This is a genomic window from Myxococcus sp. CA039A, from assembly GCF_013336645.1.
Taxonomy (GTDB): Bacteria; Myxococcota; Myxococcia; order Myxococcales; family Myxococcaceae; genus Myxococcus; species Myxococcus llanfairpwllgwyngyllgogerychwyrndrobwllllantysiliogogogochensis.
The window spans coordinates 24,678-44,822 of the sequence record NZ_JABUMQ010000045.1 but is presented as its reverse complement, the minus strand read 5'-3'; the positions used below and the strand labels follow the sequence as shown (position 1 = coordinate 44,822).

Annotated in this window: 17 protein-coding genes; 10 read left to right on the top strand and 7 right to left on the bottom strand. The window is 68.2% G+C overall.

The annotated features are described in order from the left end of the window. Positions 1–282 precede the first annotated feature (282 nt). Together HR086_RS10450 and HR086_RS10445 are read left to right on the top strand one after the other, a co-directional pair. Complete coding sequence (locus tag HR086_RS10450; protein ID WP_174458673.1) at positions 283–2,088, top strand: S8 family serine peptidase; 1,806 nt, start codon at positions 283–285, stop codon at positions 2,086–2,088. Next, positions 2,085–2,300 (top strand): DUF5818 domain-containing protein, encoded by a 216-nt coding sequence (locus HR086_RS10445; RefSeq protein WP_141643979.1) that lies wholly within the window; start codon positions 2,085–2,087, stop codon positions 2,298–2,300. The genes HR086_RS10450 and HR086_RS10445 overlap by 4 nt, the downstream gene beginning before the upstream one ends. Before the next feature lie 32 nt (positions 2,301–2,332). On the opposite strand, the gene HR086_RS10440 is transcribed toward HR086_RS10445, so the two are convergent. Then, positions 2,333–3,529: a type II CAAX endopeptidase family protein gene (locus tag HR086_RS10440; protein ID WP_254614551.1), complete on the bottom strand. Its 1,197-nt coding sequence runs from the start codon at positions 3,527–3,529 to the stop codon at positions 2,333–2,335. Between the two features lie 192 nt (positions 3,530–3,721). Here HR086_RS10440 and HR086_RS10435 point away from each other — a divergent pair, with 192 nt between their 5' ends. Genes HR086_RS10435 through HR086_RS10425 form a run of 3 tightly spaced genes read left to right on the top strand, consistent with a single transcriptional unit; the run spans position 3,722 to position 6,693 of the window. Beyond that, the gene (locus HR086_RS10435) at positions 3,722–5,041 is read left to right on the top strand and encodes a hypothetical protein (protein WP_371817380.1); all 1,320 of its coding nucleotides are present in this window, start codon (positions 3,722–3,724) and stop codon (positions 5,039–5,041) included. Next, complete coding sequence (locus HR086_RS10430) at positions 5,042–6,229, top strand: cytochrome c3 family protein (protein WP_174465500.1); 1,188 nt, start codon at positions 5,042–5,044, stop codon at positions 6,227–6,229. Next, the gene (locus tag HR086_RS10425) at positions 6,229–6,693 is read left to right on the top strand and encodes an Ig-like domain-containing protein (protein WP_174465499.1); all 465 of its coding nucleotides are present in this window, start codon (positions 6,229–6,231) and stop codon (positions 6,691–6,693) included. The genes HR086_RS10430 and HR086_RS10425 overlap by 1 nt, the downstream gene beginning before the upstream one ends. 15 nt (positions 6,694–6,708) lie before the next feature. Here the strand turns inward: HR086_RS10425 and HR086_RS10420 are convergent, their stop codons facing one another. The 6 genes from HR086_RS10420 to HR086_RS10395 all read right to left on the bottom strand — a co-directional run bounded on the left by HR086_RS10420 (position 6,709) and on the right by HR086_RS10395 (position 15,278). Then, the gene (locus tag HR086_RS10420; RefSeq protein WP_174465498.1) at positions 6,709–7,206 is read right to left on the bottom strand and encodes a DUF6265 family protein; all 498 of its coding nucleotides are present in this window, start codon (positions 7,204–7,206) and stop codon (positions 6,709–6,711) included. 72 nt (positions 7,207–7,278) lie between these two features. After that, the gene (locus HR086_RS10415) at positions 7,279–9,831 is read right to left on the bottom strand and encodes a 1-acyl-sn-glycerol-3-phosphate acyltransferase (RefSeq protein WP_174458676.1); all 2,553 of its coding nucleotides are present in this window, start codon (positions 9,829–9,831) and stop codon (positions 7,279–7,281) included. A 14-nt stretch (positions 9,832–9,845) separates the two neighbouring features. Beyond that, positions 9,846–11,567: an arginine--tRNA ligase gene (gene argS / locus HR086_RS10410; protein WP_174458677.1), complete on the bottom strand. Its 1,722-nt coding sequence runs from the start codon at positions 11,565–11,567 to the stop codon at positions 9,846–9,848. Positions 11,568–11,643: 76 nt separating this feature from the next. Next, positions 11,644–13,335 (bottom strand): hybrid sensor histidine kinase/response regulator, encoded by a 1,692-nt coding sequence (locus HR086_RS10405; RefSeq protein ID WP_174465497.1) that lies wholly within the window; start codon positions 13,333–13,335, stop codon positions 11,644–11,646. Between the two features lie 99 nt (positions 13,336–13,434). Continuing rightward, positions 13,435–14,166 carry a HEAT repeat domain-containing protein gene (locus HR086_RS10400; protein WP_141643985.1) on the bottom strand — a complete coding sequence of 244 codons (732 nt, stop codon included), beginning with the start codon at positions 14,164–14,166 and terminating at the stop codon, positions 13,435–13,437. A 98-nt stretch (positions 14,167–14,264) separates the two neighbouring features. After that, positions 14,265–15,278: a DnaJ C-terminal domain-containing protein gene (locus HR086_RS10395; protein ID WP_174465496.1), complete on the bottom strand. Its 1,014-nt coding sequence runs from the start codon at positions 15,276–15,278 to the stop codon at positions 14,265–14,267. Between the two features lie 112 nt (positions 15,279–15,390). Here HR086_RS10395 and HR086_RS10390 point away from each other — a divergent pair, with 112 nt between their 5' ends. The 5 genes from HR086_RS10390 (at position 15,391) to fusA (ending at position 20,002) form a co-directional block, all read left to right on the top strand. Next, a complete protein-coding gene (locus tag HR086_RS10390; protein WP_174465495.1) occupies positions 15,391–16,092 on the top strand; it encodes a hypothetical protein in 702 nt (233 codons plus the stop codon). Next, a complete protein-coding gene (gene rimI, locus HR086_RS10385; protein WP_141643988.1) occupies positions 16,089–16,574 on the top strand; it encodes a ribosomal protein S18-alanine N-acetyltransferase in 486 nt (161 codons plus the stop codon). The genes HR086_RS10390 and rimI overlap by 4 nt, the downstream gene beginning before the upstream one ends. Before the next feature lie 212 nt (positions 16,575–16,786). Then, on the top strand, positions 16,787–17,158 hold the full coding sequence (gene rpsL / locus HR086_RS10380; RefSeq protein WP_043408969.1) for a 30S ribosomal protein S12: 372 nt from the start codon (positions 16,787–16,789) through the stop codon (positions 17,156–17,158). Positions 17,159–17,305: 147 nt separating this feature from the next. Beyond that, a complete protein-coding gene (gene rpsG / locus HR086_RS10375) occupies positions 17,306–17,776 on the top strand; it encodes a 30S ribosomal protein S7 (protein ID WP_011553340.1) in 471 nt (156 codons plus the stop codon). A gap of 147 nt (positions 17,777–17,923) precedes the next feature. After that, entirely contained in the window at positions 17,924–20,002 is a 2,079-nt protein-coding gene (gene fusA, locus HR086_RS10370; RefSeq protein ID WP_141643989.1) for an elongation factor G, read from the top strand. Positions 20,003–20,145: the final 143 nt, after the last annotated feature.

Below are 20,145 nucleotides of genomic sequence, written 5' to 3'. Positions count from 1 at the left end.
GGTGGCGCGGGCCGGGGGGGATTTCGAGGTCATCGATGACGCGGGGGCGACGTTCCAGCGCAACCTGCCGCAGGTGGGACGGGCCGTGTCCACCTGGCTCCAGCGGCTCTCCGGCGGATGACCGATGCGCTGCAACCCACCGGACTCCTTCACATTTCTTCAGCCTCCCGCACTTGCACGCCGGGAGAGCGGACGTACAGACTGTCTGTGCAGACCCAATCGTTTCGCCGTTCGTTCGTAGGGTCTTCCGGAAGCGTGCCTCGTTCCTCAAGGAGTAGCCCGATGCGGATGGTGCGATGGACCCTGGGTGGCGCCGCGCTGGCCCTGGCCGTGACGGTAGCCCCTGCGTGCAAGTCCGCGGAGAGCGACGCCGAGCGTGCGCCCGCGCCTCCCGCCTCGCTCGAGAACCTGGCGGACGACGTGGATGTCGTCCCGCACGCCATCCTCGTGGACTTCAAGGACGGCACCACGCAGGCCCAGTTTGACGCCTGGGAGGCCGACTGGGGCGTGGACCTGGAGCTCAACTCCGTGGAGAGCGCCGACGAGGCCCTCACCCTGGCGGTGGGCGTGGATGACGTGCAGGGCGTGCTGGAGCGCATCCGCCAGCATCCCAGCGTCGAGGCCGCCGAGCCGCTGATGGAGGTCCGCGCCAGCTTCACTCCGAATGATCCGGAGTACGCGCAGCAGTGGAACCTCAAGATGATCGACATGCCCAAGGCGTGGGAGCGCAGCCGGGGCAAGGGCGTGGTGGTGGCGGTGCTCGACACCGGCATCGCGTACGAGGACCACGACGACTTCAAGCAGGTGCCGGACCTGAAGGGCGTGAAGTTCGTTCCGGGCTACGACTTCGTGAACGACGACGAGCACGCCAACGATGACCACGGGCACGGCACGCACGTGGCGGGCACCATCGCCCAGGCCACCAACAACGGCGAGGGCGTGGCGGGTGTGGCCTTCGAGGCGACGCTGATGCCGGTGAAGGTGCTCAACCACTTCGGTGGCGGCACCACGGCGGACATCGCGGACGCCATCCGCTTCGCGGCGGACAAGGGCGCCAACGTCATCAACATGTCGCTGGGCGGTGGCGGCTACTCGCAGGTGATGGCCAACGCGGTGGAGTACGCGCGCAAGAAGGGCGTCACCGTGGTGGCCGCGGCCGGCAACGGTGGGCGCGCGCGCGTGGAGTTCCCCGCGGCCTATCCCGGCGCGGTGGCGGTGTCGGCGGTGGGGCCCGAGGGCTCGCTCGCGCCGTACTCGTCCTACGGCAAGGAGCTGGATATCGCGGCGCCCGGTGGTGACAAGCGCAAGGGCGACCAGGGCGGCATCCTCCAGAACACCATCGACCCGAGAGACCCCTCGCGCTCCGTCTACGCGTCGTACCAGGGCACCAGCATGGCCACCCCGCACGTGGCCGCGGTGGCCGCGATGCTGTACGCGGCTGGCGCGAAGACTCCGGACGCGGTGGAGAAGGCGCTGTACGCCGGCGCGGCGAAGGTCGCGGACCAGGCATGGACCGAGCAGTACGGCCACGGTCTGCTCAACGCGGAGGCGTCGCTCGCGTCGCTGGGTGGCGGGATGTCGCGCTGGCCGCCGCTGTACTGGGCGCTGGGCCTGCTGGCCTTCGTGCTGCTGACCCTGCGGGGCCGCGAGCGTCCGGGCTACCTCAACGCGCTCCTGCGTCCGGCCTTCCTGGTGCCGCTGCTGCTGTCCACGGTGGGCGTGTACTTCGTGCGCACGTGGTTCGTGAGCTCCGCGGACGTGACGGGGAGCGTGGTGGAGATGGCGTCGCTGCCCATCCCCGACTGGGAGCGCATCATCTTCGGCCGTCGCACGGTGAGCCCGCTGTTCTACAGCGCGCTCATTCCCGTCCTGCTGTCGCTGCCGGCCATCGGCTGGAAGGGGCTGCGTCCGGCGGTGGGCGGGCTCGCGCTGGGCTTCGCGGGCTTCCTGGCGTACTCGGCGTGGGCCGGCGCTCCCGCGCTGTCGTGGATGCCCTTCACGTTCCTGGCGAAGCCGTGGCTGGGCTTCAACACCGTCCTCTGCATCGTCGTCGCCCGGGCCATGCTCAAGAAGGAGGATGTGCCTTGAAGCTGTCCGGGCGCGTGGTCTTCCGGGACGTCGAGACGGGCGTCTGGGTGCTGGAAGGCGACGACGGCACCACCTACCAACTGGCGGGTGGCGACCGGAAGATCAAGAAGGACGGCCAGCGCATCGAGGCCGAGGGCGACGTGGACCGTGACGTGCTCACCAGCGCCATGGTGGGCCCCGTGTTCCACGTCAGCTCGTATCGCTTCGTCTGAGGTGTGAGGGGCCGTGCTGCCCCTCTCGCCCGTCAGGGCTGCTTGGGGCCGCCCGCGCTCTTGTGGGCGCGGGCCTGACGCAGCCGCTCCTCGTGGTACGCCTCCATGGGGGCCGCGCCTCGACGAGCGGCGGCCCGCAGCTCCTCCAACGCCTCTCGCTCCGCCTGCAGCCCGGGCTCCGCGTCCTTCTTGAGCGGTGTCAGCGGATTGGCCACGTCGAAGAGGTTGAGGGAGATGCCTCGCCTGTCCACGACGCCCAGCAGGACGAGGGACACCGTCGCGGCCGTCACCCAGGGAAACAGCAGCGTCGGCAGGGATGGCACCGGCCGAGTCTCCCGGGCGCTCTCGTCGCTGTGTGGCGCGCCCACGCCCCAGACCGACGCGTGGTGGCGCGCGAAGGTCATCAGCCCCAGCAGCCCCACCCAGCCCAGTCCCGCCAGGGAGAGCACGGCCAGCGGCGAGGTGTCCGTGTCCGTCGCCCCCTGGTCCATCGCCTTGGCCGCGAGGAACAGCACGGAGGACACCAGGTTGTTGGCCGCGTGCGCGCCGATGCCTGGCCACAGCGAGCCGGTGCGCAGATAGAGCCAGCCGAACAGCAGGCCCAGCTCCACGCGCGCCACGAAGCCCACCGGGTCCAGATGGAACGCGCTGAACACCACGGCGGAAATCACCAGGGCCTTCACCGGTGATGCCGGAGGCCGAGGCGTGATTCCCCGCTGGAAGACGCCCCGGAAGAACAGCTCCTCGCAGAAGGGAGCGGCGACTGTCACGCCCGCGAGGATGACGGCCAGCTCCACGGGCGTCTGCTGATCGAAGAGGCGCGAGCCGTCGAACATCTCCGTCAGCCATTCGGGCGCGAGCTTCTGGGCAACGAACTGGATGGGCACCACCAGCGCGAAGAAGTTGGCCACGCCCAGCAGGAAGCCGAAGAGGGTGGGCAGCGCGGGCAGCGGCGTCAGCCCGGTGTACAGCGCGGGCTTCCATCCGCCCATCCGCGGCAGCAACCAGCCCAGGCCCAGGAAGATGAACACCTCGGTGAACCAGATTCCGAAGGCCGCGTTGAGGAACTGGACCGAACCTCCCACCGCGATGAACAGCACCAACGCCAGCGCCGCCCCCGCCAGCGCGAGCCTCCGTGGGCTCCCTGGCTCAGGGCGCTCCGGGGGTGGCGGCTCGGAGGGACCCGTCGGCTCATGAGGCCGGGCGTCGCTGGGAGCGGAATCTTCCAATTTGGCGTCTCCTTGGAGCGAAAAGCTGAACTGTCCGCACTTCGACTTCTCTATACTGTGCGCACCTTGACGTCCTTCATCCTGGCTCGAACGGCGCAGCGGACGTGTTGGAAGCTCTCACAATCCCTGGGTGTGTGGTGTGCCCTGGGCGTGGGGCTGGGAGCGGCGACGTCGCACGCGTCGGCGTTCTTGGTGGAAGCGCGAACCGAGGCGCAGGCGTACCAGATTCGTGCGTGGCGTGGCAGTACGCCGGACGACCCGGTGCTGCTTCCTCGGCGGCGAATCGTCCAGTACCTGGGCCTCAGCGCCTTCGAAATCGCCACCGGGCAGGACCTGGGCTTCGAGTCCAACCTGCGCATCTGGGCGGACTTCGGATTGCCCAAGGGCGAGGCCGAGCGCGTCGACGGCCTGAAGTCCGAAGACGCAGAGCTGTTGCATGCGTACGTGCGCTACGCGAAGGGCGGCTTCGAGGGGCGCCTGGGCCGACAGCTCTACACGGACGTTTCGGACATCCTCGCGTTCGACGGCTTGCGCGTGCGGTACATGAGCCGCCTGGGATTGGGCGCGGAGGTGTACGGCGGGCTGTGGGTGAAGGGCACGAGCTTCCTGGGCTCCTCCGTGTACCAGTTGGAGGGGACGCGGGAGAGCGACGCGCGGCGCCTGGACGCGGGCGTGACGGGCGCGGACTCGACGCTCGATGCGATGGAGCCCCTCATCGGCGCGAAGCTGCTGATGGAGGACGTGAAGGGCTTCCACGCGTCGGTCGGCTATCGCAAGGCGCTGGTGGAGGGGAAGACGAACCTGGAGCGCGCCACGGTGGAGGCGCGCTACGGCCGCGGGCTGGGGCTCAACGCGCTGGCGGGCGTGGACTACGACGTGCTGATGGGCAAGGTGGCGCAGGTGCGCACGCAGCTGCGCTGGGATGCCACGCGCTTCGCGGCCACTGCGGAGGTGATGCGGCTGTCGCCCGTGCTGGCCGCGGACTCCATCTGGTACTACTTCGCGTGGGCGCCCCGTGACGAGGCGCGGCTGCGCGTGGACCTGTTCACCCCTGGCGCGCTGCGCTTCTACGTGCAGGGCCTTGGCAGCAAGTACAACGAGAACGTCAACCCGGACCTCGCCATCGCCGCCCAGGTAGACGCCGAGGGTGCTCCCGAGTCCACCAGCGTCGGTGGCTCCGCGGGCGCGGCGTGGCGCTCGGGGTCCTTCCGGTCGGCGTTGGATGTGACGTACCGCACGGGCTACGGCGGCGACCAACTCTGGGGGGACCTCACCGGCGGCTACACGTTCGACCGGGAGCGCTTCACCCTGGACGCGCGGGTGTCCTTCGCGCGCATCTTCGACAGCTTCAACGCGCGCCTGGGTGGCAACTTCTACGGCGCCCAGGTGTGGGCCAGTCGAGCGCTGACGCGGGCGACGCGGCTCTCCCTGGTGGTGGAGCAGAACTTCAACCCGTTCACCGACTCGGACACGAAGGGCTTCCTGCTCTTCGACCTGAAGGCGAGCCTGTAGATGCTGCCGCACCGCCAGAACCGAAACGCGCTGCTCGCCCTGGCCGCGCTCGCCACCATGGTGGGCGCCGGCGTCGCCTGGGCCGCCACGGCTCGCGAGCGCAGCCTCGCCGTGTATCCCGCGCAGCATGTGCCCCTGCGCTTCGACCATGCGCAGCACCTGGAGGCCGGGGCTGAGTGCGCCACGTGCCACGACGCGGCCCGCGCCAGTCAGTCCCCCAAGGACGTCAACCTCCCGGGGCACGAGGAATGCGAGACGTGCCACGACATCGAGGCGGGGCGGAAGGGCAAGCCCACGGACCCGAAGTCGAGCTGCAACACGTGTCACCCGGGTTTCGACGCCACGGTGCGCAAGGAGCCCGCGAAGCTGTCCATGCCCACCGCCAACCTCATCTTCAGCCACCAGCAGCACGTGGACAAGAAGGTGGAGTGCTCGGTGTGCCACGGCGAGATGACGGACGTGAAGCTCGCCACGCGCAACCAGTTGCCGAAGATGGCCACGTGCTTCAAGTGCCATGACGGCAACGTGGCCTCCAACACCTGCGCCACGTGCCATCCGACGGAGCCCTCTGGGCGACTGAAGCTCGTCTTTGATTCGGGCCTGCTGCGTCCCATGCAGGGCAACCCGCTGGGCCTGGACCACGGGCCGCGCTACGAGTTCAACCACGGGGCGCGCGCGTCGACGGACCGGTTGACGTGCATGCAGTGCCACAGCGAGAGCTATTGCCAGACGTGCCACGACGGCATGCAGAAGCCGCTGTCCATCCACCCGAACGACTACATCACGCTGCACCCGGTGCAGGCGCGAGCGGGCTCGCCCCGGTGCGAGAGCTGCCACCGTGCGCAGTCCTTCTGCGCCGCGTGTCATGAACGGGTGGGCGTGGGCATGGACGCGGACAAGTCGCTGCGTCCGCGCAACCAGAAGGTGCACCCGGACTACAGGGCCTGGGTGGAGCTGCCTGGCCCGCAGCACCACGGCATCGCCGCGTCGCGGGATTTGACGAGCTGCATCTCCTGCCACCGTGAGGAGTCCTGCATGAGCTGCCACTCCGAGTTGTCGTCGCGGCGGCAGATCAACCCGCACCCGGCGGGCTTCGCGCAGACGTGCAAGAAGCTGGCGTCCGCGAATGACCGGGCCTGCCTCAAGTGCCACTCGGCGGAGAGCCTGGCGCAGAAGGGGTGCCGGTGATGCGCGCGCGCCAGACTTTCGTGAGGGGCACGCTGCTGGTGGCCTTGTCGGTGGCGTCGCTCTCGGGGTGTCTGGAGCCAGGGGACGCCATCTACGACCGACGCGACACGGTGCCGCCCAGAGTCATCTCCACCGACCCGGGGGGCGGCGGGGTGCTGGCGACGGATGGCACGCTGCGCATCACCTTCTCGGAGGCGATGGACGTGCGCAGCCTGCGTCCCGGTATCGCCGTGTTCGCCGCGCGCGATGAAGTCCCGCTCACCGTCCTCGCGCCGGAAGTTCCGGAGCTGGACCAGGACGTGGAGCGGGGCGACGTGGAGTACACCGTGGAGGCCAGGGTCGCCGAGGGCTCCACGCTGTCGCCGAACACGCAGTACACGCTGGTGCTGCGCGACGTCCTCACGGACTACGAGGGCAACCCGTTGGCCACCGAGGTGCGGGTGGTGTTCCGCACCGCTCCGTGAGCCGAGCGGGCTCGGCTACATCCGCGTGAAGTCGAAGTCCTGGGCCACGGCCTTGCCGTTCTCGTTGCCTTCGATTCGCGCGGTGAGGCGGCCTGCCGAGGGGCGCTGGTAGAAGATGCGCTTGGGGTGGTCGTTCTGGGGGTTCTCGAAGAGCGCGCCGTTGCTGTTGCAGCGCACCAGCTTGAAGTCCGTGCCCGGGCGGCCCATGGGCTGGGCGACGTAGTAGAGGCCGTCGGCGCGGGCTTCGATGCGCATGTACTCGAAGAACACCGTCTTGTTGCGGACGATGGCGCGGCTCACCCCGAAGAGCGTGCCGGCGTCCGCGTGCGTCCAGTGCTCCTCCACCGTGCTGCCTGCCTTGTCCTGACGCCAGCTCCCCGACATCCAGGCGAGGTCATGGATGGAGTCCCCGCAGGTGCGCGAGGGCGTCTCGCGCTCGGGTGGTGTCGACTTGCAGCCGAGGAGGGGGGCACCACAGAGTGCGAGGGCGAGGAGGGCAGGGCGGACGAGCATGTCCGCATCCTCACATGCCTCGCTGACGGGCCGCACCGCCGATGGCGACAGTGCGGCCCGCGTGAGTGAGGGTCAGCGCTTGAGGTACTCGCGGATGGCGTCGGCGAGCTGCCGGCGTGCCTCCGCGTCCGTGGCCTGCGGCCCCAGCTTGAGCTTCTTGTCCTCTTCGACGAGGAGCTTCTGGTCCTGCAGGTACGTGACTGCGTTCTCCAGCGTCACCTTGGCCAGGGACTCGGCGGCGGTGATGCGGCCGGCGTGGTACTCCGCGCGGCCCGTCTCCAGAGCCAGGCGGATGAAGGCCTTGCGGTCCTCGGCGACGCCGTTGGCCACGTCGTTGAGTGTCATGGCCGCCAGGAGGTAGGCCTCCAGGTAGTCGCGCAGCAGGTCGGCCAGGAACTCCAGCTCCGGCTGGGCGTGGGGCTCGGGGGCCACGCGCAGGGACTCGCCCTCGTTGATGACCAGGCCCATGCGGACCAGCCGCTCCACCGTCTCCGCGAAGATGGTGTCGAACGTCGTGTTCACCCGGTAGATGAACTCGACCTTGAACAGGCGCGAGAGGAACAGGGCGCGGGCCTTCACCGCGTCGTAGGGCGCGGGCGAACCGGCGGCCAGCATGGCGTTGGCCACGAGGCTGCGCGCCGAGACGAGGTTCATCAGCGTGTTCTTGTAGAAGGACATCTCCGGGCGGCGGTTGTCCTCCACCTGGTAGATGACGTCGCCCTTCGCCTCCTGCGTGCGCACCATCTCGTCGTCGATGAAGGTGCGCATCGCGTCCTGGATGGGGCCCATCGTCTCCGGGTTGCTGGGGGCGTTGCCCAGCTCGCGAGACTGGGGCGCGCCGTCTTCCTGGGCGATGCGGCGCAGGATGCTGATGCGGTCCGCCAGCTCCCGCTGCGTCAGGCCGCGGCGGCGGTGCGCCAGGAGGGACGTGCTCACCAGGGCATGGGGCGTCACGGTGGACACCTTGCTGATGCCGTACATGACGCGGTTGCCGAGCGCGCGGACCAGGCCCTTCTTCTGCTCGTCCGTCACGGGCTCGTCGGGGTTGAGGCCGCGCTCCTTCATGAACTCCAGGAGGGAGATGGGCTCATCGAAGCCCAGGTGGATGCGGCCGTAGCGCGCCGCGAGCACCTTGGGCGTGCTCAACAGGGCCTTGAGGTCCTCGGGCTTCTTCTCTCCGCCCGCCAGCTCCTTCGAGTAGCTGCCCGACTCGACGACCTTCTCGTAGTCGATGGCCACCGGCACGAAGAGCAGGTCATTGCGCGCGCCCTCGAGCACGGACTCCACCTGCCAGGTGAACATGCCCAGCTTGGGCGCCAGCAGCTTGCCCGTGCGCGAGCGGCCGCCCTCGGGGAAGAACTCCTGGTGGATGCCGTCATGCACCAGCTTGCGCACGTACGCCTTGAAGGACGCGGCGTAGACCTTGTCGCCCTTGAACGAGCGCCGCAGGAAGAAGGCGCCGCAGCGGCGGAAGATGCTGCCCAGGGGCCAGAAGGACAGGTTGGCGCCCGCGGCGACCAGGGGCACCGCGTAGCCCCGGTTCCAGAGCACCCAGCTCATCACCAGGTAGTCCACGTGGCTCTTGTGGCTGGGGCACAGGACGATGGGGGCGCGCGTCGCGGCCTTGAGCGCGCGGTGCAGGCCCGCCTCGTCCACGTGCATGCCGTCGTAGATGCGGTTGAACACCCACTCCAGCACGGGCGCGACGAAGGCCAGCGTCGTGGGGCTGGGCTTCGCGGCGATGGCCTCCAGATTGCGGCGAGCCTCGCGCAGCACGCTCTCCGGCTTGCGGTTGGACTCGACGGCCTGCTCGTCCACCACCTTGCGCAGCTGCCTGTCACGCAGCGTCTCGTCGATGACGCGCTCGTGGGGCTTGGCCGGAGGGCCGAACACCGCGCGAGTCTCCCGCGACAGGTGCACGTGCAGCGTGCTGCGCACCTTGCGCGCGAGCACCTCCACCGAGTCTTTCGGGTTCTCCTCGGCGAAGGCCCGCAGGTCGATGGGCTCTCCCACGCGGAACTGGGCGCGCTTGTAGTTGCGGAAGAAGGCCAGCATCGAGTGCAGGAAGCCCGGTGCCTCCGGGCTGCCGAACACCACGTCCACCCAGTTGGGCTTGAGCCGGGCGCTGCTCTTCTCCCAGACGAACAGCTCCGGCACCAGGTACACGGGCCGGTCCGACTTGCGCGCCAGCTCCACCAGCGCGGGGAAGGGGTCCTCGTGGGTCTCCTTCCCCGACGCGTGCATGAGCGCGGTGCGGCGCAGGAAGACCAGACCGCTGCCCCCGTTCTGCTGCGCGTACTCGAAGCGCTCCTGGAAGGCGCCGGACTGCTTCGTCTGGCGCCAGGGCTTGGTGAACCACGGGCGCAGGTTGGACACCGCGCGGATGGGCGGCAGCGTCCTGCGCACCATGGCCCAGGTCAGATAGAGGAAGTTCACCCAGGCCGTGGAGCGCATCACATGCACCACGAAACCCTTGGCGTGCAGGTTGCGCAGCTCATCCTCGGCCTCGGGCGGGAAGTGGACGCTCTCCAGATAGCGAGCACCCAATGCCCGGCCCATCGGGCCGAACTCGGCCTTCAGCAAGGACTCTCCCTGATTCGCAGACGGCGACAGCGCGGTTTCCAAGGCAGCCCCCGGGGCTACATGTTCTCGGGCGTTGGAATGCCCAGAAGTGTCAGACCCGCCGCGAGAGTAACCCGGGCCGCGTCCGTGAGGGCGAGTCGTGCGAAACGCAGCGCGTCATCGTTCTCGACGAGGATGCGCTTGTCCCGCTCCTGATTGCCCAGCGTGTAGTAGCGACTGAGGGCCGCGGCCACGTCCAGCAGCAGGCGCGCGACGAGGCTCGGCTCGTACTGCTCGGCCGCGTCCTTGACGACCTCGGGCAGCCGCATGATTTCGCGCACCAGGGCCTGCTCCTCGGGGAGCGTCAGCAGGCTCGCGTCGTAGCTCGCGGGCACGCCTCCACCCTTGCGCAGCACGTTGACGACGCGTGCGTGGGCGTACTGGAGGTACGGGCCCGTGTGGCCCTCGAAGCTGAGGACCTCGTCCCAGTCGAAGGTGTAGTCGCTGGCGCGCTTGTGCTTGAGGTCGCCGAAGGCGATGGCGCCCAGGCCGATCTGCTCGGCCAGCAGGTCCGGGTCATTCGACTGGAGCCGACCGGCCTCCTGGTTCTCCTTCACCTTGACGGAGGCGCGCTCCTTGGCCTCGTCCAGCACGTCGTTGAGCTGCACCACCAGGCCCTTGCGCGTGCTCATGCCGTGAATGCGGCCGAAGGCCACGTGAACGCAGCGGTCCGCCCACGGCTGGCCCATCGCGCTCAGCGTGCGGAACACCTGGCGGAAGTGCAGCGCCTGGTCCTGCGCGACGACGTAGAGCGCCTTGTCGTAGTGGAACCGCTCGTACCGGTCCTCGGCGGCGGCCAGGTCTCGTGTGGCGTAGAGCGTGGTGCCGTCGTTCTTCTTGAGGAGGATGGGCGGCTCGTTCTCCGCGTAGGGCAGGTCGACGATGAGCGCGCCCTGCGACTCCTTCACGCCGGGCTTCTTGGCGATCTGCTCGATGACCGCGTCCATCTTCCCCTGGTAGCGGCTCTCTCCTTCGATGTGCTCGAACTCGATGCCCATCCGCGCGTAGATGGTCTTGAAGCCGCGGATGCTCGTCTCGCGGAACTGGTTCCACACCTTGAGGGCCTCGGCGTCACCGGCCTCCATGCGGCGGAAGAAGTCGCGGGCCTTCGCGTCGAACTCGGGCTCTTTTTCGGCGCGCGTGTTCGCCTTGACGTAGACCTCCACCAGGTGGCCCATGTCGTCGATGCGAGCGGGGTCTCCGTACTCCTGGAAGCCCACGGCCACGAGGCCGAACTGCTTGCCCCAGTCGCCCAGGTAGTTGATGCCCTCCACCCGCCAGCCGAGCGCCCGGTAGATGTTGGCGATGCAGTGGCCCAGGAACGTGGTGCGGATGTGGTGGAACGCGATGGGCTTGGCGATGTTCGGCGACGAGTAGTCGACGGTCACCGTCTTGCCGCGTCCCGCGTCCGCGTCACCGCCGTAGGCCAGGCCCGCCGAGCGAGCGGCGTCGAGGACCTCCGCCGTGAAGGGCATGAGGGCGAAGCGGGCATTCACGTAGGGGCCCACCGCCTTGATTTCGAGCCCCGGCACGCTGAGCGTCTGGGCGAGTCCGGCGGCGATGGCGGGAGGCGCCTTCTTCTGGGCCTTGGCGAGAGGGAAGGTGGCGAAGCTCAAGTCACCGTGCGCGGCTTCCGCGGGCTTGACCTGGGGTTCGATGTCTGCGGCCGGCACGCCCAGGGCGCTGGCAAGGGCCTGGGCGAATGCGGCGCGGTGGCGGGAATAGACGGAAGAGCTCATGGGACGGCGCGGATACTAGCCAAGCAGAGGCGGCTTACGGCCACCTCTTGTTCGTTCCGCGGTCCATTCCTCCCCGTTAGGGGACAGCCGGAGCCCGGCGGCTGGGCCGCACCACCGCCGCCACGGTGTCCAGCAGCTTGGGCAACTGGAGTGGCTTCTCAAAGAAGCCGTCGATGCGCTCCAGGCCCTGTCCGGACGTGAGCGAGGCCACCTCGCTGGCACCCGAGATGATGTACACGACGATGTCCGACAGCGACTCGTTACCTCGGATGAAGCGGAGCACCGACTGCCCGTCCTCTTCGCTCAGCCTCAGGTCCAGCAGCACCATGGCCGGCCGGATGTGCGAGAGGATGGAGCGGGCCTCGGAGGCTCCCGAGGTGGCCATCACCCGGTAGCCCTCCTGCTCCAGGACCTGCTGAAGGACCTCCCGGCAGTCCGCGTCGTCCTCCACGAGCAGGATGCCGCCCGCCTTGGGGGCCGCCTGGTTCAGGTCCGGCGAGCTCACCGCCCCGGCGAACATGGGCAGCACCATCTCGAAGGTGCTCCCATCGCCCAGCACGCTCTTCGCCTCCACGCGCCCCCCGTGCAGCGCGATGATTTTCCCCACCAGGGGGATTCCCAGTCCCGCGCCCGGCGGCCGAGGCACGCCCGGCTGCGCCCGGTAGAAGGCATCGAACACGTGCTCCAGCGCCTCGGCGGACATGCCGGGGCCGCTGTCCTTCACCCTGAGTGTGGCGAGCCCATCCTCGGCGGAGACGCTGACCTCGACGGTGTCATCCGCCTCGCTGTGGTGGATGCCGTTCTCGACGAGGTTGTGGATGGCCTCGGCGATGCGCTCGCGGTCTCCGCGGACGAAGACCTCGGGGCAGGGTGGAATCGACACGCTGACCTTGCCGTGCTCGGCGAGGACGCCCAGGGAGCGGACCACTTCCTCGGCCACGGCCTTGAGGCCGAAGGGGCGCTGGTTGAGCTGCATCTTCCCGGACTGGAGCCGGGACATGAGCAGCAGGTCATTCACCATGCGCAGCATGCGGTCGGAGTTCCGGTCGCAGATCTGCACCGCGCGGCGCTGGGAGTCAGTGAGGGCTCCCAGCTTCTCGCGCCCCATCATCGCCAGATAGGACTTGATGGTGGTGAGCGGGTTCTTCAAGTCATGGGAGACGTTGCCGAGCAGCTCCTCGCGGTTCTGCTCCAGGCTCTTGAGGCCCGCGATGGCCGTCTGGAGGTCCTTGTTCCGGCGGGCGCTGTCGTCGCGGAGGCGAGCCACCTCGTACGCGGCGGCGAGCTGCGCGGCCAGTGACTGGAGCACCGTGTCGGAGACGGTGCGGCGCGCGCCGAGGACGACGAGGACACCCGTGACGCCGTGGGGGCTCTCGAGCGGCACGGCGAGCGTGTCCGCCTCGTGCAGCAGCTTTTTCTCGGCGAAGGCGCGTCCCACCACGCCCTCGCCCGGGACGGCGGCGACGACGCGGCTGTCGTAGCGACCGCGCACGTGCTCGACGTGGAGCTGCTCCCGGGAGGGGAAGTAGCGGGCCACGTAGCAGACCTTGGGTTTGAGCAGTGCGTGGAGCGTCTGGAGATGGGAGCGCAGCGCCTCGGTGGGGCCGGCGTTGTCGGTGAGGTGACGCGCCATCTCCAGGAGGGCGCGCGCGGTGGCGTCGGAGTCCGCCGGAGGAGGCGGTTTCACGGCGCGACGGGTGGACTTCTTCGAGGTGTTGGGGCGCAGCGGCACGACCTCTGCCAGGGCCCCTTTCTTCTTCGAGCGCACGGGAGAATCCTGCTTCAAGTTCCGAGCGCCTGGGAACGGCCCTGATGTGCAGGGCCATCCGGAGGACAGTGGCCGTGTCGGCTGCCCGACAGCCCGGCCTCAGGCGCGGCGCTGGATGCGGCCGTCCTTGTCCAGGACGAACGGTTCCACCAGGAGCGACTCCACCTTCGCCCGATGGCTCGCCACGCTGAAGCCCGAGTCCGCCAGGGCGGCAATCGCGGAGGTCTGCACCCGGCGGGCCGTCTCGTCGGCCGTCAGCAGCTTGAGCATGGGCTCGAGCGCCGGCTCGTACTTGAAGGAGGCGAGCGCCTTGAGGGCGGCGATCTTCACGTCGTCCGACATGTCCTCGAGGAAGGGGAGCACGGCGGGCGGCACGCGCGCGTCCTCGCGACCGGTGACGTGGTGGAGGAGGACGACCTTCTTCTCCGGGTTCTTCGTATAGGTGGCGGAAAGGTGCTGGAGCGCATTCACGCAAGCGCCCGTGGCTTCTTCCTCGGTGACCAGCTCTCCCAGGAGCCGGAGGGCCCAGGACGTGGCCTGCTCCGTCTTGCTGAGGAACTCGACGATGGGCGGGACGGCGGCGTCCTTGCCGAAGGCCTTCACCAGCTCGAACGTGTGCTCCTTCTCGTCCGCGTCCGTGGTGAGCGGGTCCACGGTGATGGTGAAGCGGGCGAGCAGCACGGAGACGGCTTCGGGATACTTCATCTCCCCCAGCTGCTGGATGGCCTTCTGCCGTGTCGCCGGGTCGCCGTACTTCTGGGTGACCTTGGGCTTGAGCTTGAGGGCTTTCTCGGGCCCCGAGCCGCCCGTGAAGATGTCGAAGAGGCCCATGTGCGCGTGTGCTCCGTTTCCTGCGGCGACGTGTAAGGAGGAAGAAGGTAGAGGGGCCGTCTATGACGGGGCGGCGCCCAGGACAAGAGACAAGACGGTCAGAGCGTCAGCTCGCGACGGACATCATCGCGGTAGGCCTTGGAAAGGGTCTCCGCGGCGGCCCGCGTCTCCGGGGTGTCGGTATCCGGCACCTTGACCTGGAGGTGAAGGTACAGGTCGCCCGGGGTTCCGCCCTTGAGGGATGGTACCCCGCGCCCCTTGAGCCGCATCTGCCGACCGGACTGGGAGGCTGACGGAACCTTGACGGTGACCTCGCCCTGGAAGGTGGGGACGCGCACCTCCGCGCCGAACATCGCCTCGGACACCGTCACGGGGAGGTCCACGTGCAGGTCGTCGCCCTCGCGGCGGACCAGGGGGTGCTCGAGCACCTCCGTTTCGATGAAGAGGTCCCCTGGTGGGCCGCCGCGCAGGCCGGGTGCGCCCTGGCCCGCGAGCCGCACCTTGGAGCCTGTCTGGACGCCAGCGGGAATCTTCACCGTCAGGCGGCTGGGCTCGTCCGGGCCGGTCCCTCCCCGTCCTGGCCGGGTGACGGACAGTGACCGCTCCGCGCCGTTGACGGCTTCCCCCAGTGTGACGCGAACCTGGGTGGACAAATCGTTGCCCCGCTCGGGGCCCATGGGGGGGCGTCGCCTGCCTCGGCCGAACACCTCTCCGGGGTCGAAGCCTCCGGGGCTGGAGCCTCCGGCGCCTCTGCGTCCCCCGAAGAGGTCGTTGAAGAGGTCGCCCAGGTCGAAGTCCTCACCCTCGTAGGGGATGCCGCCCGCCCCGCCACGAGAGGCGGCGGCCCGGTACTGGCGATAGGCCTCCGCCTTCTTCTCGTCGAAGCCGATCTTCTCCGCGTCCTCGCCGAACTCGTCGTAGAGCTTGCGCTTCTTCGGGTCCGACAGCACCTCGAAGGCGTTGCCGAGTTGCTTGAATTTCTCCTCGGCGCCCTTGTTGTTGGGGTTGACGTCGGGGTGGTACTTCCGAGCCAGCTTCCGGTACGACTTCTTGATGGCCTCCTCCGAGGCCGTCCGATCAACGCCGAGGATCTGGTAGTAGTCGTCCGCCATTTGTTCCCGCCGGGCTGTACGTGAATGAAAGTAACCAGTCGGTGGGAGTGCGCCAGCAAGGACTGTTCGGCTGGTCTCGGATGTATAAAGTCGCCGAAAGATGAGGGAGGCCATGGCAGTGCCGCGCCGAGCAGGAGCGGGGACCTTGTGGTTGGCGGGCTGGCTCCTGGTGCTGCCCGTCTCCGAGGCTCGGGCCCAGGGTGCCTCCAAGGAGGCGCAGGGCAGGGTGGTGGACCGGGTCGTCGCCATCATCGAAGGTCGGGTCCTGTCCTTGAGCGAACTGGAGTTCGAGGCCCGGGTGGCCCTCGTCCAGCGAGGCGGCGTCCAGGCTCTCGATGCCCCTCTTGACGAGGAGACCCTTCGAGGCGCCCTGGAGTTGGTGATCAACCAGCGGGTCCAGGTGCTCAACGCCGACCGGCTCCAGGCGTTCCCCGCCGAGCCCGCCGAGGTGGAGGCGCGGTTGGAGTCCTTCCGCGCACGCATCGGTGGCCCCGCGGCGCTGGCGCGGTTCCTGGCGCGCGGTGACGTGGACCTGGAGGGGCTCAAGGCGGTCCTGGCTCGGGGGCTGCGGGCCGAGCGCGTCCTGGACAGCCGCATCCGGCTGAGGGCCCAGGTGGGTGAGACGGAGATTCGCCGCTACTACGAGCAACACTCGGCGGACTACCCCGCGGACTACGAGACGGTGCGAGACGTCATCCGGGAGAAGCTCTTCCGCGAGCGGTATGCCGCCCTGGCGGTGGAGGAACTCGCTCAGGTCCGGGCCTCGGCGCAGGTGCGTCGGGTGGCGCCCTTCACGCGGGAGGTGAAGCGATGAGGCGGCTGCGGGAGGATGGCGCGCCCCATGGCTTCCTGATCCGTCAGATGACGGTGGACGACCTGGCCGCGGTGATGGCGCTGGAGCAGGCGGCCTTCAAGAATCCGTGGTCGCAGGAGTTGCTCAAGCGCGAGCTCCAGCACGAGTGGTCCACCATCCTCCTGGTCGAAGAGGCCCAGGAGTCCGGGCCACCGCTGCTCCTGGGCCTGGCCATCTTCTGGATCGTCCACGACGAGGTTCACGTGCTCAACGTCGCCACCGCGCCCCAGCATCGGCGGCGGGGCGTGGCGAGGGCGGTGATGGAAGAGGTGCTCGAGCGGGGCAAGGGGCGGCGCTGTTGCCTCGCCACGCTGGAGGTCCGCAAGAGCAACGAGGCGGCCATCCAGCTCTACCGCGCGTTCGGTTTCCGGCCGGTGGGCATCCGTCCGAACTACTACGCGGACGAGGGCGAGGACGCGGTGGTGATGGTCCTCGACTTCTGAGCGCACGCGGAGTAGAGGAGCGGCCTGTTGTACCCTGGGTTGTCGAGTCACTGGGAATGACCTCGCTGGCGCTGACCTGTTCGGGTCTGCGTCATGCCGTGCTTGACACGGTGGGGTCGGTCCCTATACTCGCGGCCCTTTTCAGTAGTCTGTAGGTAGATATGCGCCGCCCCGTGTCGTTGGGGGGAGGCCAACCCGAGGAAGAGGTATCAGTGCCGACCATTAGCCAGCTGGTCCGCAAGGGCCGCGAGAAGCTGAACATCAAGGGCAAGAGCCCCGCGCTCAAGGAGTGCCCCCAGAAGCGCGGCGTTTGCACCCGCGTGTACACCACGACTCCGAAGAAGCCGAACTCGGCCCTCCGCAAGGTGGCGCGTGTTCGTCTGACCAACGGAATCGAAGTGACGTCCTACATCCCCGGCGTGGGCCATAACCTCCAGGAGCACTCGGTGGTGATGATCCGTGGCGGTCGTGTGAAGGACCTCCCGGGTGTGCGCTACCACATCGTTCGTGGAACGCTCGACTCCGTGGGCGTGGCGGGCCGCAAGCAGAGCCGCTCCAAGTACGGCGCCAAGCGCCCGAGCTGAGAGCAGCAGACCACCTTCGTTGTTTCAGAGTTTGGACGTTGAGCCCCGCACCCTGGGGAGCGTCCTGGTTGTTTCCTTCAGCAGATCAAGAAGCCCCGGTTGCAGCGACTCTCCAAGGAGAGTGGGGCGTAAGGGAAGAGAGAAGAGATGCCTCGTCGTCGCGTAGTCGCCAAGCGCAAGATTCTTCCGGATCCGAAGTTCCAGGACCGGCTCGTCACCAAGTTCGTCAACGACCTGATGCGGAAGGGCAAGAAGTCCATCGCGGAAGGCGTCTGCTACGGAGCCTTTGCCCTCATCGAAGAGCGCGCGAAGGAAGACCCCCTCAAGACGTTCAAGAAGGCCCTCGACAACGTCAAGCCGGTGCTTGAGGTCAAGAGCCGCCGCGTCGGTGGCGCCACCTACCAGGTGCCCGTCGAGGTCCGTCAGGACCGTCGTGTTGCCCTCGGGATGCGTTGGATCATCACGTACTCCAAGGCGCGTGGCGAGAAGACCATGCAGGAGAAGTTGGCCGGCGAGATCATGGACGCCGCCAACAACCGCGGTAACGCGGTGAAGAAGCGTGAAGACACGCACAAGATGGCGGAAGCCAACAAGGCCTTCGCGCACTACCGCTGGTAGGTCTTTCGGCCTCGCGGTATCCCGCCCGGATGCAGAGGTTGCATCCGGGCGGTTTCTTTAGGTGAAGCAGGTTCTCTGAAATCGTCCGGGTGGGTACGTGAGACGGGGCCCTGTGCCCTCCCGCCCTCATGGAGAGGTACCGACGCAATGGCTCGCGAGCATCCCCTGGAGCGCTACCGCAACATCGGCATCATGGCGCACATCGATGCCGGCAAGACGACCACCACCGAGCGGATCCTCTTCTACACCGGCGCCATCCACAGGATGGGCGAGGTGCACGAGGGGAACACCACCACGGACTGGATGGTCCAGGAGCGCGAGCGCGGCATCACGATTACGTCGGCCGCCATCACCGCCTTCTGGAGTCGCGGTGAGCATCGCTACCGCGTCAACATCATCGACACCCCGGGGCACGTCGACTTCACCATCGAGGTGGAGCGTTCGCTGCGCGTGCTGGACGGCGCCATCACCGTGTTCGACGCGGTGAACGGCGTGGAGCCGCAGTCGGAGACCGTCTGGCGTCAGGCGGATAAGTACAAGGTCCCCCGCATCTGCTTCATCAACAAGATGGACCGGGTGGGCGCGGACTTCGAGATGTCCGTGAGCACCATCCGCGAGAAGCTGGGCGCGCGAGCGGTGCGGATGCAGCTGCCGCTGGGGGCCGAGGACAAGCACCGCGGCGTCATCGACCTGCTGACGATGAAGGCGCTGGTGTTCGTCGACTCGGAGCAGGGCAGTCGCTACGACGTGGCGGAGATTCCGGAAGACTACCGCGAGCAGGCGGAGGCGGCGCGCGCGGAGCTGCTCGAGGCGGCGGCGGAGCAGGACGACGCGCTGACGGAGAAGTTCCTGGAGGGCCTGGAGCTGACCGAGCAGGAGGTCCGCGCGGCCATCCGCAAGGGCTGTGTGGCGCTGAAGCTGTTCCCAGTGTTCTGCGGCTCGGCGTTCCGCCACAAGGGCGTGCAGCCGCTGCTGGACGCGGTCATCGACTATCTGCCGAGCCCGCTGGATATCCCCCCGGTGCATGGCAAGACGCCCAAGGGCGAGGATGCCATCCGCGAGACGCGGGACGATGCGCCCTTCAGCGCGCTCGCGTTCAAGATCATGAACGACCCGGCGTTCCAGTCCCAGACGCTGACGTTCCTTCGCGTGTACTCCGGGAAGCTGGAGGCGGGGACGGCGGTGTGGAACTCGGTGAAGGGCAAGCGCGAGCGCGTCAGCCGCCTGGTGCAGATGCGCGCGGACAAGAAGGACGAGCTCACCGAGTGCTACGCCGGTGACATCTGCGCGGTGGTGGGGCTGAAGCTGGCCAGCACCGGCGACACGCTCTGCGACGACAAGCAGCCCATCATCCTGGAGCGGATGGAGTTCCCCGAGCCGGTCATCGACATCGCGATTGAGCCGAAGTCCACGGCGGACCAGGACAAGATCATCCAGTCGCTCCAGCGCCTGGCGATGGAGGACCCGTCGTTCCGCGTGAAGACGAACGAGGAGACGGGGCAGACCATCATCGCCGGCATGGGTGAGCTGCACCTGGAGATCATCGTCGACAGACTGCTGCGCGAGTTCAAGGTCGACGCGAACATCGGCAAGCCGCAGGTGGCGTATCGCGAGACCATCACCACCCAGACGGAGTCCGAGGGGAAGTTCATCCGTCAGACGGGCGGCCGGGGCCAGTACGGCCACATCTGGCTTCGGGTGATGCCCAACGAGCCCGGCAAGGGCTTCGCCTTCGAGAACAAGGTGACGGGCGGCGCGGTGACCAAGGAGTTCGTGGACGCGGTCCGCGACGGCGTCGCCGAGGCCCTGCAGAACGGCCCGGTGGCGGGCTACCCCATGGTCGACGTGAAGGTGGAGGCCTACGACGGCTCCATGCACGACGTGGACTCCAGCGAGATGGCGTTCAAGATCGCCGGCTCCCTGGCCTTCAAGGACGCGGTGCGCGCGGCCTCCCCGGTGTTGCTCGAGCCCATCATGAGCTGTGAAATCGTCACGCCTGACGACTTCATGGGCGACGTGATTGGCGACCTCAACGGCCGCCGCGGCAAGGTGATGGGCATGGCGCCCCGGCCCGGCCGGTTGCAGGCCATCCAGGCGCAGGTCCCCCTGGCCGCCATGTTCGGGTACTCGACAGACCTGCGCAGCCGCAGCCAGGGAAGGGCGACGTACACGATGCAGTTCAGTCACTACGCGCCGGCGCCCAAGACGGCGCTGAACCGGTACTGACGGCCACGGCAGGTGGCCCTGCGGGCGATTTCAGTTGACGTTGTGGCGGGTTTGGAGCAGGACGCAGCACCTTCGCAGTGAGTTTTGCGGGATTCGAGACGCGCCGGGTGGTTGACCGGCTCAGCCCCGGTTGAGGAGTTGTC

Coding starts and splice junctions, on each gene's coding strand:
- HR086_RS10395 (WP_174465496.1), bottom strand. CDS start 15,278: ATGGCGGACGACTACTACCAGATCCTCGGCGTTGATCGGACGGCCTCG.
- HR086_RS10400 (WP_141643985.1), bottom strand. CDS start 14,166: ATGGGCCTCTTCGACATCTTCACGGGCGGCTCGGGGCCCGAGAAAGCC.
- HR086_RS10430 (WP_174465500.1), top strand. CDS start 5,042: ATGCTGCCGCACCGCCAGAACCGAAACGCGCTGCTCGCCCTGGCCGCG.
- rpsG (WP_011553340.1), top strand. CDS start 17,306: ATGCCTCGTCGTCGCGTAGTCGCCAAGCGCAAGATTCTTCCGGATCCG.
- HR086_RS10390 (WP_174465495.1), top strand. CDS start 15,391: ATGGCAGTGCCGCGCCGAGCAGGAGCGGGGACCTTGTGGTTGGCGGGC.
- argS (WP_174458677.1), bottom strand. CDS start 11,567: ATGAGCTCTTCCGTCTATTCCCGCCACCGCGCCGCATTCGCCCAGGCC.
- fusA (WP_141643989.1), top strand. CDS start 17,924: ATGGCTCGCGAGCATCCCCTGGAGCGCTACCGCAACATCGGCATCATG.
- HR086_RS10425 (WP_174465499.1), top strand. CDS start 6,229: ATGCGCGCGCGCCAGACTTTCGTGAGGGGCACGCTGCTGGTGGCCTTG.
- HR086_RS10420 (WP_174465498.1), bottom strand. CDS start 7,206: ATGCTCGTCCGCCCTGCCCTCCTCGCCCTCGCACTCTGTGGTGCCCCC.
- rimI (WP_141643988.1), top strand. CDS start 16,089: ATGAGGCGGCTGCGGGAGGATGGCGCGCCCCATGGCTTCCTGATCCGT.
- HR086_RS10450 (WP_174458673.1), top strand. CDS start 283: ATGCGGATGGTGCGATGGACCCTGGGTGGCGCCGCGCTGGCCCTGGCC.